Source organism: Streptomyces sp. NPDC088124 (assembly GCF_040685895.1).
Taxonomy (GTDB): domain Bacteria; phylum Actinomycetota; class Actinomycetes; order Streptomycetales; family Streptomycetaceae; genus Streptomyces.
The window spans coordinates 26,830-41,632 of record NZ_JBFBJB010000020.1 but is presented as its reverse complement, the minus strand read 5'-3'; the positions used below and the strand labels follow the sequence as shown (position 1 = coordinate 41,632).

The window sequence follows — 14,803 nt, the reverse complement described above, 5'->3', positions numbered from 1 at the left end:
GGTCGGAGCGGGCCGTCACACCGTTCCGACGAATTCGCCCAACACACATGCGCGATTCCGGGGTACAGTGGTAATGCGCCTGCCGAGTATTCGGCGGGCCATCGCATGTTTGACTTGCATGTTTGGCAGTGTTTGACGAGGTCCGTTCTTCACGGACAGGCCCCAGAGGATGCCCGGTCGGTGGCCCGATCGGCTCCGACCCCGACCGCCCTCCGCGCGGACCGTGCGCACAGCAGCGTACGACCGCAGATGAGGGGCCCCCTCAGCGGCATGAGCGCTCTGAGCGACGGCAGTGGTCCCGCGCCATCCGGCCAATCCACGGCCGGCCGAGTACCCAGGTGCGGTACGACCCCCCGCGTTCGCCTCGCGCCGCGTTTCACAGAAGAGGCAGCACCCTGACTACGACTTTCCGAGAACTCGGAATCCTCCCCGAGACGGCCGAGGCGCTTGAAGCCGTCGGCATCCTGTCTCCGTTCCCCATCCAGGAGATGACCCTCCCCGTCGCGCTGTCGGGCAAGGACGTCATCGGACAGGCCAAGACCGGCACGGGCAAGACCCTCGGTTTCGGTCTGCCGCTGCTGGAGCGCGTCACCGTCCCCGCGGACGTCGAGTCCGGCCGGGCCGTGCCCGAGCAGCTCACCAACGCCCCGCAGGCCCTGGTCGTCGTCCCCACCCGGGAGCTGTGCCAGCAGGTCACCAATGACCTGCTGACCGCCGGCAAGGTACGCAACGTACGCGTCCTCGCGATCTACGGCGGCCGGGCCTACGAGCCGCAGGTCGAGGCCCTCAAGAAGGGCGTCGACGTCGTCGTCGGCACCCCGGGCCGTCTGCTGGACCTGGCGGGGCAGCGCAAGCTGGACCTGTCGCACGTCCGCGGGCTGGTTCTCGACGAGGCCGACGAGATGCTGGACCTGGGCTTCCTGCCCGACGTCGAGCGGATCATCCAGCTGCTGCCGGCCAAGCGCCAGACGATGCTGTTCTCCGCGACGATGCCGGGCGCGGTCATCGGCCTCGCCCGCCGCTACATGTCGCAGCCGACGCACATCAGCGCCACCTCGCCGGACGACGAGGGCGCGACCGTCGCCAACACCACCCAGCGGGTCTACCGCGCCCACTCCATGGACAAGCCGGAGATGGTCGCGCGCATCCTCCAGGCCGAGGGCCGCGGGCTCGCCATGATCTTCTGCCGGACGAAGCGCACCGCCGCCGACATCGCCGACCAGCTCGCCCAGCGGGGCTTCGCCTCCGGCGCGGTCCACGGCGACCTGGGCCAGGGCGCCCGGGAGCAGGCGCTGCGCGCCTTCCGCAACGGCAAGGTGGACGTGCTGGTCTGCACGGACGTCGCCGCGCGCGGGATCGATGTCGAAGGTGTGACGCACGTCATCAACTACCAGTCGCCGGAGGAGGAGAAGACCTACCTCCACCGCATCGGCCGCACCGGCCGCGCGGGGGCGTCCGGTACGGCCGTGACGCTGGTGGACTGGGACGACATCCCGCGCTGGCAGCTCATCAACAAGGCGCTGGACCTCGGCTTCCCGGACCCGCCGGAGACGTACTCCACCTCCCCGCACCTGTTCGAGGAGCTGAACATCCCGGCCGGGACCAAGGGTGTCCTGCCGCGTGCCGAGCGGACGCGCGCCGGACTCGCGGCCGAGCAGGTCGAGGACCTGGGCGAGACGGGCGGCCGCGGCCGCAGGTCCGGACCGTCCGCCGCGCCGGTACGGGAGGAGCGCCCGGCCCGTACGCGCACGCCGCGCCAGCGCCGCCGCACCCGTGGCGGTGCGACGCTGGACGCGTCGGCGGCGACATCGGCCGCCACCGCTGCACCGGCAGCCCCGGCCACCCCTGCCCCGGCGAGCGCCCCGGCGGTGACCGCGCCGGAGGAGACGCCCGAGCCCCAGTTCCAGACGTCGTGGACGATGGTCCCGGCCGAGCCGCGTACCCCGCGCCGTCGGCGCACCCGCGCCCGGGCCGGTGCCGGTACGGACACGTCCCCGGAGACCGTGGCCGTGGACGCCGTGGCCGCGGCCGGGGCCCCGGCCGTCGCGGAGCCGGAGGCGGAGGCGGCGCCCAAGCCGCGCCGCCGCCGTACCCGCGCCGTGAAGCCGGAGGCGGACGCCCCCGCGGTGGCCGAGGCGGCCGTGGCGGCGCCCGAGGCGCCGGCCGCGGAAGCACCGGCCGGCGAGGAGCCGGCCGCGGAGCCCAAGCCGCGCCGCCGCACCCGCGTGGCGAAGGCCAAGGCGCCCGAGGCTCCGGTCACGGAGACCGCCCCGGTCGACGAGCCCGCGGAGGCCGCCGGGACGGAGGAGCCCAAGCCCCGGCGCCGTACCCGCGTCGCCAAGCCGAAGACGGAGCAGGCCGAAAACGCCGAGCCGGCCGAGAAGGCGGGGAAGGCCGAGAAGACCGAGAAGGTCTCGAAGGTCTCCAAGGCGGGCAGGGCGAAGAAGGCCACGGTGACGGAGGCCGTCGCCGAGGCGCCCGGGACGGAGCCGGAGGCGGTGCCCACACCGCGCCGCCGCCGCACCCGTACGGCCACGGCGAAGACCGCGCAGGCCCAGCCCGAGGAGAGCTGAGCCGGCCCCGGAGCCGAAACACAGAACAGCCCGCCGTGCCGCGACCGGCACCAGGCAGCACCGCCGATGGCCCGACGCCCCGTACCCAGGGGTGCCGGGCCACCGGCGGTTCCGGAGGCGGGGCGCCGGTCGGGCCCGTACGCGGTTAGCCTCGTCGCATGAGTCGGCCGCCCACTTTCACTCCGCCCCCCTGCGCCCGCGCCCGTATGCTCGCCACCCGCCGCGGGCGGTTCGCCGTCCTCGACGCGCGGCCCGCCGGGGAGCCGCACGGGACCGTGCTGATGCTGCCCGGGTTCTCCGGCAGCAAGGAGGACTTCATCGCGCTGCTCGAACCGCTCGCCGCGGCCGGGTACAGAACCGTCGCCGTGGACGGCCGAGGACAGTACGAGACCGACGGGCCCGACACCCAAGAGGCTTACACGCGGGCCGAGTTGGCGGCCGATGTGCTGGCGCAGGCGGCGGCGCTCGACACTCCCGTACATCTGCTCGGGCACTCCCTCGGCGGCCAGATCTCGCGCGCCGCGGTGCTGCTCGACCGGGACCCGTTCCTCTCCCTGACGCTGATGTCCTCGGGGCCCGCCGAGGTCGCCCCGGGCCAGCGGGAGCGGATCAAGCTGCTCAGCGACACGCTCGCGGTCATGACGATGGCGCAGGTGTGGGAGGTGATGGAGACGATGGAGCCCCCCGAAGACACCGCCACTGCCACCGCCACCGCCACCACCGCGGCGCCGGCCCCCGACAACGGCGCCGACCTGCGCGAGCGCTGGGTACGGACCAGTCCGGCGCAGCTCATCGCCACCGGCGCGCAGCTCAGCGCGGAACCGGACCGGGTGGCCGAGCTGGCAGCCGTACAGCGGCTGCCGCTGCATGTGATCTCCGGCGAGCGGGACGACGTGTGGCCGGTGCCGCTGCTGGACTCGATGGCGCGGCGGCTGGGGGCGCGCAGGACCGTCGTCGCGGGGGCGGAGCACTCCCCCAACACCGACCGGCCGGCGGAGACCGCGGCGGCGCTGGCCGACTTCTGGGACGGCCTCTACTGACCCCTGCCGACCTGCCAGGTCCGGTACGGGCCGCTCAGTACTGGGCCTGGAGATGCTGCCAGAAGCCGTCCCGCAGCGCCCGGCGCAGCAGGGCGTGGCCCCGCAGGGAGCGCTGGAGCAGCCTCTCCGCCTCGATCAGCAGGTCCTGGTCCACCGGTCCCGGCAGATACGGATGGCCCGGCAGCAGCTCGGCCAGCGCGTCCCTGCCGCGTTCGGTCAGCCAGGTCGCGGCGATCTGCGCGCCGATGAACCGGACCTGGTCGCGGGAGGGCGGCGGCTCGCCCTCGTGCTCGTACGTGGTGACCGGGCGGCGGGTCACGTACGGCTTGCAGAACTCCAGGTCGAAGGTGCGCTGGCTGTCGACCTCCCAGAGCAGCGGCTCCGCCTGGTTGCGGCCCTCGCCCGCCTCGATGCCCCAGAGGTGGACCCGTGCGCCGTACCCCTGCGCCGCCTCGACGGCCGACACCAGGTCCTCGTCGCCGCCGACCAGCGCCGCGTCGCTGATGGCGCGGTGCCGGGCGAGCGATTCGAGGTCGGTGCGGATCAGGGAGTCGACGCCCTTCTGCTGGTTGTTGGCGTTGAGGTTGCCGAGCCTGACCTTGACGTCGGGCAGTTCGGCGATGGACTGCTGCTCGGAGGTGTGGATCCGCCGCCTCGCGCCGTCGTACCAGTAGACGCGCAGCAGCCTGCTGTCCGCGAAGATGATCCGCGCCTTGTCGATGAAGGCCTCGATGAGCCCCTCGGCGTCCAGATCGAAGGAGCGCCGGTCCTCGGTGCCCGCCACAAGCAACCCGGCCGCAGCATAGACGTAACCGGCGTCGACGAAGATGGCATGGGTGGAGGGGGTCTTCGCGACCTCTGCGAGCATGCGCTGGAGCAGCTCGTTGGTGCGCTCCAGCCGCGCGCCGATCGCGGTTGTCTCTGCGGTCATCTCTGCCTTGATCTCCGCCTCGTTCGTAGGCTGTCAGTTTCCCGTGATGATACTTACCAGTCAGTAGTTAGACTCTCAAAAATTTTCCTTAGCGTAGGGAATGTTTGCAGAGGGCAAGCCGTTGATACGGATGTACCCGCCCGACATATAACCAACGACGGAGATGCCCGTCACTCACGCAGTTCTCCAGCAGGAGGATCAGACGAAGGGAGAAGCCTTGCGCTTCGAAATCATGCGACTCGACGACGTCGACGGCTCGGCCGTGGACAGCACCGTTGTGGACGCCGCCTCCGTCAACCGGATAGTGCAGCAGGCCGCGGCAATGGGCCAGCGCATCTACATCCGCCCGGCCGACACCCCGGCCTCGTAACGCGAACGACGAAGCGCCCCCGTACGGATCACCCGTACGGGGGCGCCGCCCGTTGCCCCGGCATCAGGCGCCCTGGACGACCTGGGTGACGCCGTTGATGATCTGCTGCACGGCGATGGCCGAGAGCATCATCCCGGCGAGCCGGGTCACCAGCACCACCCCGCCGTCCCTGATCACCCTGATGATCAGCAATGAGTAGCGCATCGTCAGCCAGAGCACCCCGTGCATCGCGATGATCGCGGCCCAGACCGAGATCCCGCCCGCCACACCGTCGGCGTGCTGGACGGCGAGGATGACGGAGACGATCGCGCCCGGCCCCGCGAGCAGCGGCATGCCCAGCGGTACGAGGGCGACGTTGACGTCCTTGGTCTGCTGCGGCTCGTCGGTCTTGCCGGTCAGCAGGTCCAGCGCGATGAGCAGCAGGAGCAGCCCGCCGGCGATCATCAGGGCCGGTACGGAGACATGGAGGTAGTCCAGGATCTGCTGTCCGAGCAGGCCGAAGACGGCTATCACCCCGAAGGCGACCGCCACCGCCTGCCAGGCCATGGCGCGCTGGACCTTGGCAGGGCGCCCGGAGGTCAGGGCGAGGAAGATCGGGGTGATCCCGGGCGGGTCCATGATCACAAAAAGGGTGAGAAAGAGGGATCCGAAGACAGCGAAATCAAACACAGTGAAGCCTTGAGGGGAGAAGAGAAGGAAGCGGAAGGGGAGAAAGCGGCCGGGGGCGGGCAGCCGGAGACCGGTGGGCGTGCGGGCGGCTGCGCCGGGAAATACGTCAGGCCCCCGGCAGGACCGCGCTACGGCAGAGGTACGGCGGGCGGGGCCGAGGGACGGCACGGCGGGGCCGGTCGTCCGTGCTAGTGCCGCGACCGGCAATGTTTGCCCCGAAGGAGCGTCGTCCGGTGCGTGCGATCGCAAGGCGGCCGAACGTCCTTGTAGCGGAGCTACCAGGACTTTTGGCCAACGCCGCGAGCGTGCGTGCTGGGCGGCGCGACGGGGCAAAGCTTGCCGGGAGGGGCACTAGGCACGTCCGCCCGTGCCCGGCACCGGGAAGGCGCCGGAGGCACGCCGGATGATCTCGCCGTAGATCTCCGGGTCGGTGGTGCAGGCGCCGAGCTCCACGGACTTCCGGGTGCCGTGGTAGTCGCTGGACCCCGTGGTCAGCAGCCCGAGTTCGGCGGCGAGCCCGCGCAGCCTCGCACGGGTGGGCGCGTCGTGGTCCATGTGGTCGGCCTCGACGCCGTCGAGACCGGCTTCCGCGAGGCGCCCGACGGCGGACTCGGGCACCACCGCGCCGCGTTTGACGGCCAGCGGATGGGCGAACACGGTGACCCCGCCGGCCGCCTTGACCAGCCGGATCGCCTCGAAGGGGTCGAGTTCGTGCTTCTCCGCGTAGGCCCGGCCGCCGTTCGCCAGCCACTGCGGGGTGAAGGCGTCGGAGACCGTCTCGACGACGCCCAGCTCGACGAGCGCGGTGGCGATGTGCGGCCGGCCCAGGGAGGCGTCGCCCGCGATCCGCGCGACCTGCTCCCAGGTGATCGGAACGCCCATCTCCTGGAGCCTGGCGACCATGGTGCGGGCGCGCGGCACCCGGTCGTCCCGTACGAGCTCGCGCTCGCGCAGGAACTCGGGCTCCTCCGGGTCGAAGAGGTACGCGAGCAGATGCAGCCCGACGCCGTCGAGCCGGCAGGAGAGTTCGGCACCGGTGACGAGGGTGAGCGGCCGGTCCAGCCCCGGGAGCGCCGCGATGGCCTCGGCGTGGCCCCGGGTGGAGTCGTGGTCGGTCAGCGCGACGACGTCGAGTCCGGCGGCCGCGGCCTTGAAGACCAGCTCGGCGGGGGTGTCGGTGCCGTCCGAGGCGGTGGAGTGGGTGTGCAGATCGATGCGCACGACGCGGACTCCGGGGACTCGGTACGGGCCAGGGGACGGGCCCTGGGGGACGCTCAAGGATAACGGCAGCCTTCACCCAGCCCCGTACGCCCCCTGCACGCCCCCTCGCACTTCTGAGCGCCGTCCCGCCGCGGGCGCCGTCCCCGTACGGTCGTAGTCACGGCCGGTTTCACGGTCAGTTCAGCAGTCGCGGGGAGAGCGCCCCGCAGGGCAGCAGCTCCACCTCCGTACCCTCTTCCCGCAGGTCGGTCAGGACCAGTTCGTCGTAGAGCAGCAGTCCCGACTGCTCCGGCCAGACGATCGCCCACAGCCAGAGCCCGAGCGCCTCGCCCACGAAGACGGCACGGTCCTGCGGCGCCTGTGGGACATGCCAGAGCGGTGTGGGCCGGCCCGCGGCCAGGAGTTTGGTCTGCGGTGGCTTGCCGACTCCGATACCGGGCCCCGGGTCGGGCCCCTCGATCCCCGCGTAGCGCGCCCCGAGTCCGACGCCCAGCTCCTCGGCGATCAGCAGCAGCTCACCGCTGCCGCCGAGCGGACCGGGGCCGGAGCAGGCGACGGCGGTGGCCCGGCCGCCGCTGCGGTCGTCACCGGCGTACGCCACGCCGGTGAAGAGCCAGCCGATGGGCAGCGGCCAGGGCATCCAGACCGGGACCCGCGCGCGGTGCACCACGACGTCAAGGGCCTCGACACTGGGCGGTATCACGGGCTGGAGCGGATGCACCGTGCCGTGCACATCGCACTGCCAGGAGTCGGCGAAGAGACCGGGCGCCCTGACCCGGCCACCGCACTTCGGGCAACTGGGTTCGCCCCTCATAGCGCCCCACGGTCCTCCGCGACCGCCGCCACGTCAAGGACGATCACCCGTCCGGCCCGGGGCGTCACGGAGCGAGGTAGGTGTATGTTGCATTTATTAGCCGGGCTAACTTAATATATGTACACACCAATCATCAGCTCGGAGAGCTTCGGAGAGCGAGGAGAACCCTCATGCGCGCAGAACCGGGAGGACCGGGGGAACCGGAAGAAGCAGCCCCGGAAGACCCCTTCGACGAGGGGCGGCCCGGCCTGCTGCGCCAGCCCAGGGCCGTCTGGGCCACGGCCGGGGCGTCCGTCGTGGCCTTCATGGGCATCGGACTCGTCGACCCGATCCTGCCGTCCATCGCCAAGGGGCTGGAGGCCACCCCGAGCCAGGTGTCCCTCCTCTTCACCTCCTACTTCCTGATCACCGCCGTGGCGATGCTGCTCACCGGCTGGGTGTCCAGCCGGATCGGCGGACGCGGGACCCTGCTCGCCGGCCTGGCCCTGGTCGTCGTCTTCGCCGGACTCGCCGGTACGTCGTCCTCCGTAGCGGAACTGGTCGGCTTCCGGGCCGGCTGGGGCCTCGGCAACGCGCTCTTCGTCTCGACCGCGCTCGCCGTCATCGTCGGGGCGGCGGCCGGCGGCTCGGCGGCGGCCATCCTGCTCTACGAGTCGGCGCTCGGCCTCGGTATGGCCTGCGGACCGCTGCTGGGCGCGCTCCTCGGCGACGCCAGCTGGCGCTACCCCTTCTTCGGCACCGCCGCGCTGATGGCCGTCGGCTTCGTCTGCATCACGGCGTTCCTCAAGGAGCAGCCCAGGCCCGCGCGCAGGACCGCGCTCCTCGACCCGATCCGGGCGCTCGGCCACGGCGGGCTCGCGTCGGCCGCCGCCGCCGCGTTCTTCTACAACTACGCCTTCTTCACGGTCCTGGCGTTCACGCCGTTCGTCCTCGACATGTCGCCGTACCGGTCGGGCGCCGTCTTCTTCGCCTGGGGCCTGCTCCTCGCGGTCTTCTCCGTGCTGGTGGCACCCCGGCTCCAGGCGCGCTTCGGCTCGCTGCGGACGCTGGGCGGCTCGCTCGTGCTGCTCGCCGGGGACCTGGTGGTGCTCGGGTACGGGAACCACACCGCGGCCGTGGCCGGCACGGTCGTCTCCGGCGCCTTCATCGGCCTGAACAACACCGTCTTCACCGAACTGGCGCTGGGCGTCTCGGACGCGCCGCGGCCGGTGGCGAGCGCGGGGTACAACTTCGTCCGCTGGTTCGCCGCCGCGGCGGCGCCCTTCCTCGCGCCGAAGATCGAGGAGTGGAGCGACGTCCATGTCCCGTTCCTGGTGGCGGCGGGAGCGGCGGTCGCCGGCGCCGTCGTCGTGGGCGCGCGGCGCGGGGCGCTCACCCACCGCGCCGAGGAGCTGCGGCCCGCGCACGCCACGGAGGACGGCGTCGGGGTCTTCGCCAACTGAGCCTCGGTCAGCGCGAACCGATCCTCGGTCAGCGCGAACCAACCTCAGTCCAGCGCGACCGAGCGGCGCAGCGGGTCGCGCAGGTCCGTGCCGCGCGCCAGCCAGCGCTCCTCCAGCTCCGCGGCGCCCCTGACCCGCTTCCACGCCGCCTCGTTGGGCGTCATCGGCAGCAGCGGCAGGAACCGTACGGGCTCCATCGGCGCCGCCAGTTCCAGGTCCGGTACGAGGCCGCCGGGCTCCCCGACCAGGACGGAGTGGAACGGCGCCCCCGGCCAGAGCGGCCCGCCGACGTCGAGCGAGCCGCCGGGCGCCACCACCACGCCCTCGACCTGCGGCGACGCGGCCAGCACCGCGAGCGTGCGCAGCACGCCGTCGGTGTCGGCGAGCCCGGCGCGTACGGAGAGGACCAGTTCGGCGCGGGGGCCGAACGGTTGGGGCGCCGCGAAGCGGCTCAGTGAGGGGTGGTGGTCGGGTGAGGGGCCGGCCGGGTCGGCGAGGAGTGCGGACGGGTCGGCCATCGGCTGCGCGGACATCCCGAGCGTGGCGTACCGCACGACGTCGGAGCCGTCCAGGAAGCGCAGGACCTCGATACGGTCCGTGCCCAGGAAGGTCACGGCGGCGCGCGCGTCCGGTTCCCCGAGGGCCGTACGGAGCCGTGCCTCGACCAGGGCGAGAATTTCTTCCATACGGCGAGCATAGAACGCGTAAGGATTGGGCAAGAGAACCGTTTGGTCCTGGGGCTGCTGATAGGCTAGGCCGCCGGTCGGGACAGCGCGCCGAAGCGTCGCTCTCCAGTCCCGACGACACGTCATCCCCCACGGGGGACAGACCGGAGGAGGTGGGGCTGCGGTGGACCGAAGTCACCCGGCCAGTACCAGCCGCTCTTCCGCCCCAGCCGTATCGGCCGTATCGCGTCCGTCCCGGTAGTCGGCACCTCTTCGTGAGCTGACACCTCCGGGCCGGGCTGCCGCCCGTACCGGGCACGGCCATGGCAGATCGCACGACGGAAGAGCACTTCTCGATCGCCGGTGTTTTTTTCCTGTCATTAGCGAACGCCGTCACCGCGAACCCCCGCGGTGCCGCCCGCTTTGCGGACGTCTCGCGACACGTCCCCATTCCGGGCTGTGCCACGCTCTCGCCGACGGCCTCTCCGTAGAGGAGTTCCCGCCATGTCGATGATCCGTGACCTGCGCGCGGCGGTCCGTCCCGCCCTGCGCAAGAACAACGCCGCCTACGGCACGTACGACGGCTACGACGCCACCCGTGACCCGTCCGCCTCGACCGCGGTCGTCGACTGCGCGGTCTACCGCGACGGCGAGCGCGTCCGTGAGGACCCCTGCCTGACCCCGCGTGAGGCGATGCTGCGGGTCCGCGAGGGCGGCGGCTTCGCCTGGATCGGGCTGCACGAGCCGACGGAGGCGGAGTTCGCCGGCATCGCCGCCGAGTTCGGGCTGCACCCGCTGGCGGTGGAGGACGCCGTCCACGCGCACCAGCGGCCGAAGCTGGAGCGGTACGACGACACCCTGTTCACCGTCTTCAAGACCATCCACTACGTGGACCACGCCGAACTGACCGCGACCAGCGAGGTGGTGGAGACCGGTGAGGTGATGTGCTTCACCGGCCGGAACTTCGTGATCACGGTCCGGCACGGCGGCAAGGGCTCGCTGCGCAGTCTGCGCCACCGTCTCGAATCCGACAGCGAGCTGCTGGCCAAGGGGCCCTCGGCGGTGCTGCACTCCATCGCCGACCATGTCGTGGACGGGTACATCGCCGTGGCGGCGGCCGTGCAGGACGACATCGACGAGGTCGAGATCGATGTCTTCTCGGCTCCGGCCAAGGGCGGCCCGCGGGGCTCGGACGCCGGGCGGATCTACCAGCTCAAGCGCGAGGTGCTGGAGTTCAAGCGCGCGGTCTCCCCGCTGCTGCGGCCGATGCAGCTGCTGAGCGAGCGGCCGATGCGGCTGATCGACCCCGACATCCAGAAGTACTTCCGCGATGTCGCGGACCATCTCGCCCAGGTGCACGAAGACGTCATCGGCTTCGACGAGCTGCTGAACTCGATCCTCCAGGCCAATCTGGCGCAGGCGAGCGTCGCGCAGAACGAGGACATGCGCAAGATCACCTCGTGGGCGGCCATCATCGCCGTGCCGACGGCGGTCTGCGGGGTGTACGGGATGAACTTCGAGCACATGCCGGAGCTCCAGTGGCGGTACGGCTATCCGCTGGTGCTCGGGGTCATCATCACGACGTGTGTGGTGATCCACCGCACGCTCAAGCGCAACGGCTGGCTGTAACCGGGCGGTGGCGCGGAAGGGACCGGGCCGGACCCGACGGTGGTCGGGTCCGGCCCGTACGGACAGCCGGGCCGCAGGCGCCGGTCGAGCCGTCAGTTCAGCGCGCGGAAGCCCGCCATGCCCGAGCCGACGCCGGTCCCGCTGCCCTTGATGTCCGGGTAGAACAGCAGGTCACCCGCGGCGTTGGTGGACCAGATCGCGGGCTTGCCGTCGCCGAGGACATTCGGTACGGCGGTGAGCAGCGGCCGGTTGGCGGGGGTCCAGCCGGTGCCGATGGCGGTGCGGTCCTGGCCGGAGCCGAGGCCCTCGCCGTTCGGGCCCTTGCCGGCGTACAGGAACAGCTCGCCGGTGTCCTTCTTGCGGGCGACGAGGTCCACACGGCCGTCGCCGGCCGTGTCGCCGGGGGCGGCGAGGTCGTAGTTGGACCAGCTTCCGTCGCCGATCAGCACCGGCGGCTGGTCGATGAAGTCGTCCAGGTAGTAGACGTAGTCGTCGAGGTAGCCGGAGGGTGAGCCGAAGTAGAGCCAGAGCTGGTCGCCCTGCTTGACCAGCAGGTCCGGGTAGCCGGGGCGGTCGTCGGGGCCGATGACGCCGTCGCCGTCGAGGTCGAGCGGTCCGTCGACGTCACCGATGGCGAGGATCTGGTCGGCGCCCTGCCAGTGGTCGTTCTCCGGCTCCCAGACGCGCAGTTCGCGCTTGTCGGACTCGTCGACGGCGGCGGAGCCGTCGTTGGGGTGGACCCAGAGGCGGTCGCGGCCCACGGCCGGGTCGCCGGACAGGGTGATCAGGTCCTCGTAGCCGTCGTCGGTCCAGTCGCCGCGGCGCGTCGTCTTCGTGTCCGTGTAGCGGCCGGCGGTGGAGGCGGCGCGGTCGGCCTTGACGGCCTTGCCGGTGCCGTCGCCGAAGTAGCGCTGGAGGGTGCCGGCGGCGTCGACCGCCCACAGGTCGGGGTGGCCGTCGCCGTTGAGGTCGCCCGCCTTGTCTGCGACCTTGGCGCCGTTGGCGTAGAAGAGGTAGGCGCGAGTGTCGGAGCGGTTGCCCGCCCGGTCGAGGCTGCGCACGTAGAGCTGGTGCGCGCCCGCCTTGGTGGGGGTCAGCTCGATGGTGACGCTGCCGCCGAGGGCGCCGGGCGCACGGGTGGTGACCGCCGGGTCGATCGTGGACCAGAACTCGTACGAGGCGATGTCGGTGGCGGCGCCGGGGCCGACGGTGAAGGTGCCCGGGGTGCGGACCGCGCCGGTGTCGACGGGCCAGCCGGCGGTGCCGTCCGGGAACTGCTGGGAGGTCACGCTCGGCGGGGTGCTGGGCCGGTCCGGCAGGTAGACGAAGCGGCAGCCGGGGGCGCCGGCCGTCGGGTTCCAGTCGCTGGTCAGGGAGCCGTCACTGGCCTGGACCTTCCAGGAGAAGTTCCCGTTGGCCGTGCCGACATGCGCCTTCAGGGTGGCCTTCGGGACGGTGACGCGGGCGACGGCGCCCGAGGTGACGGAGACCGTCTGATTGACGATCAGGACGCCGTTGGGGTCGTCGCCGGGGTGGTGGCCGGTCGCCCAGAGGTGGAACTTCAGCTGGACCGTGCCGCCGTCCGGGTCGGTGCCCTTCGCCGTGAGCTGGACGTCGGTGTCGCCGATCAGGCCGTACGGCGCGGTGTTGCCGCAGCCCGCCGCGTTCTTCGTGCTGGGCACGGTGTCGAGCGCGGACGGCACCGCCGGCGGGGTGTTGTACTCGGTGGTCAGGACGGCGGTGGACGCGTCGAACTTCTTCCAGCCGTAGGTGTCCGTCGTGCTGGCCTGGAGGCTGAGCGTCATCGTCGGCCAGTTGGAGGCGGCCGCCTTCACGGCGTTGCCCTTGACGCCGAACTCCAGGTTGCCCGCCGGGCAGCCGGTGCCCCAGCCCTTCGCGTCGGTCACCGTGGTGAGCAGCGCGCCGAGGGTGGGCTGCTTGGCCCAGGTGGTGGCGGAGCTGATGGGGTTCGAGGCGTACAGGTGCACCGGCTTCTTGGTGCAGGACCAGGAGACGGTGTTCTTGATCCGGAACGTGGAGTTCACGATGGTCTTGCCGGAGAGGTTCCTGGTGTCCATCGTGAAGTACGAGAACCAGGTGCCGCCGGTGTCGGACTCGTAGCCCGCGCGGGCGACGTTGTCCGACTTGTTCCAGTAGCTGGTCGTCGGGTAACTCTTGGCGACCGACGTCCAGTTGTTGCGCCCGCCGGAGACGTACGGGTCGATGTGGACCGGGAAGACCGTGTCGGGCGCGGTGAGCAGCCCCTGGTCGGGGGTGAGCTTGAGGGCGCCGCCCTCGACGACGGCGGGGACGGCGCTCTCCTTGGCGCCGGCCGCCGGGGCGAAGCCCTCGTCCTCGACGGCCGGGGCCTGCGGGGCGGTCCGCTTGTCGGCCGAGCCGGCGGCAGAAGCGGTGGCGGTGGCGAGCGCGGCGCCGAGCGAGGCGGCGCCCTTGGGCTCCTCACCGGCGGCGACGCCCGAGCTGTCCCACATGACGGGGGTGGGCGCGGCGAACACGTTCTGTCCGGCCGGGTCGACGGCGGTGAGGTTGCCGGCCGCGTCGGTACGGGCCCGTACGCCGTCCGTCTCCATCGGGAAGGTGAGCCGCTGCAGCCGGGGATCGGCGGCGGCCGCGCGGGACTTGACGACGAGGAGCTGCTGGAAGCCGGTGACCCCGGCGCGCAGCTTCAGATCGACCCCGGGAAACACCTCGGGGTACGTCGCGGTGTCGCCGTCGAGTTCGGGCTCGGGGAGCTTGCCCTGCCAGTCCAGTGACATGGTGCGGCCGTGCTGCTCGATGGTGGCCATCACCGAGTCGCCGCCGCCGGAGAACTCCAGGCCGACCGAGGTGGCGCGGGGCCGTACGGCACCGTCGGCGGCGCGCGCCAGGGTCGGATCGGCGTCCACCAGACGGCCGTTCTGCCGGACCCGGATCGGGACGATGTGCGTCTCCTGGGTGAAGGTGCCCGAGGGGTTGGCGTAGGTCGTGGAGAACTCACCGCGCTCCGCGACCACTTCGGCCCGTTCTCCGGTCTCGGCGGCCTTCTTGAGGGCGCGTTCGGCGGGGGTGGTCCGCTCGGCGGCGGCGTCGGCGGCCGTCGTGGCGCCGTCGGCGGCGGCCGGTACGGCGGAGAGCGGTATGACGGCGCCGGCCAGGCCGGTGGCGACGGCGGCGGCGATCAGGGGGCGCAGCCGCGCCCGGCGTCTGCGCAGCCGTGGTTGAAGTGACAAGACGTTTCCTCCCCGAAGCCCCGGCGGCCCGGCCCGGTGTCCGCGCACGCCAAGGGCGCGCGCGTCGCGCGGAACGGTGACCGAGGGGCCCAACAGTCTTTTGTGAATGAGCGGTGATGACCGACGAAAGGAGAGTAAAGCGCACACCAACACTGAATTAATCCGGCATGTTTCGGCAATTCTGACATTCCGCTTGTGCACATCACATCGGAAGCGAAC

At 71.7% G+C, this 14,803-nt stretch carries 11 protein-coding genes; 5 read left to right on the top strand and 6 right to left on the bottom strand.

Features of this window, described 5'->3' with window-relative positions:
* The first annotated feature begins 488 nt into the window (after positions 1–488).
* Both AB0P17_RS18220 and AB0P17_RS18215 read left to right on the top strand, forming a co-directional pair.
* Positions 489–2,573: a DEAD/DEAH box helicase gene (locus tag AB0P17_RS18220; protein ID WP_365812087.1), complete on the top strand. Its 2,085-nt coding sequence runs from the start codon at positions 489–491 to the stop codon at positions 2,571–2,573.
* Between the two features lie 158 nt (positions 2,574–2,731).
* Positions 2,732–3,613, top strand: coding sequence for an alpha/beta hydrolase (locus AB0P17_RS18215; protein WP_365812085.1), 882 nt, complete (start codon positions 2,732–2,734; stop codon positions 3,611–3,613).
* Between the two features lie 34 nt (positions 3,614–3,647).
* On the opposite strand, the gene AB0P17_RS18210 is transcribed toward AB0P17_RS18215, so the two are convergent.
* The gene (locus tag AB0P17_RS18210) at positions 3,648–4,544 is read right to left on the bottom strand and encodes an NYN domain-containing protein (protein WP_365812083.1); all 897 of its coding nucleotides are present in this window, start codon (positions 4,542–4,544) and stop codon (positions 3,648–3,650) included.
* A gap of 217 nt (positions 4,545–4,761) precedes the next feature.
* Between AB0P17_RS18210 and AB0P17_RS18205 the strand changes: the two genes are divergently transcribed.
* Entirely contained in the window at positions 4,762–4,914 is a 153-nt protein-coding gene (locus AB0P17_RS18205; RefSeq protein WP_365812081.1) for a hypothetical protein, read from the top strand.
* Between the two features lie 63 nt (positions 4,915–4,977).
* Here the strand turns inward: AB0P17_RS18205 and AB0P17_RS18200 are convergent, their stop codons facing one another.
* From AB0P17_RS18200 to AB0P17_RS18190, 3 genes are all read right to left on the bottom strand, one after another.
* The gene (locus AB0P17_RS18200; RefSeq protein WP_365812079.1) at positions 4,978–5,583 is read right to left on the bottom strand and encodes a MarC family protein; all 606 of its coding nucleotides are present in this window, start codon (positions 5,581–5,583) and stop codon (positions 4,978–4,980) included.
* A gap of 351 nt (positions 5,584–5,934) precedes the next feature.
* Positions 5,935–6,804 (bottom strand): PHP domain-containing protein, encoded by an 870-nt coding sequence (locus AB0P17_RS18195; protein ID WP_365812077.1) that lies wholly within the window; start codon positions 6,802–6,804, stop codon positions 5,935–5,937.
* Positions 6,805–6,979: 175 nt separating this feature from the next.
* On the bottom strand, positions 6,980–7,618 hold the full coding sequence (locus AB0P17_RS18190) for a DUF6758 family protein (RefSeq protein WP_365812075.1): 639 nt from the start codon (positions 7,616–7,618) through the stop codon (positions 6,980–6,982).
* Positions 7,619–7,788: 170 nt separating this feature from the next.
* On the opposite strand from AB0P17_RS18190, the gene AB0P17_RS18185 reads away from it, so the two are divergent.
* Complete coding sequence (locus AB0P17_RS18185) at positions 7,789–9,060, top strand: MFS transporter (protein WP_365812073.1); 1,272 nt, start codon at positions 7,789–7,791, stop codon at positions 9,058–9,060.
* Positions 9,061–9,104: 44 nt separating this feature from the next.
* Here AB0P17_RS18185 and AB0P17_RS18180 read toward each other — a convergent pair whose 3' ends face one another.
* Positions 9,105–9,746, bottom strand: a complete 642-nt coding sequence (locus AB0P17_RS18180) for a suppressor of fused domain protein (protein ID WP_365812071.1) — start codon at positions 9,744–9,746, stop codon at positions 9,105–9,107.
* 483 nt (positions 9,747–10,229) lie between these two features.
* Between AB0P17_RS18180 and AB0P17_RS18175 the strand changes: the two genes are divergently transcribed.
* Positions 10,230–11,354: a magnesium and cobalt transport protein CorA gene (locus tag AB0P17_RS18175; protein WP_365812069.1), complete on the top strand. Its 1,125-nt coding sequence runs from the start codon at positions 10,230–10,232 to the stop codon at positions 11,352–11,354.
* A gap of 92 nt (positions 11,355–11,446) precedes the next feature.
* Here AB0P17_RS18175 and AB0P17_RS18170 read toward each other — a convergent pair whose 3' ends face one another.
* Positions 11,447–14,584 (bottom strand): VCBS repeat-containing protein, encoded by a 3,138-nt coding sequence (locus AB0P17_RS18170; protein WP_365812068.1) that lies wholly within the window; start codon positions 14,582–14,584, stop codon positions 11,447–11,449.
* Between the last annotated feature and the right edge of the window lie 219 nt (positions 14,585–14,803).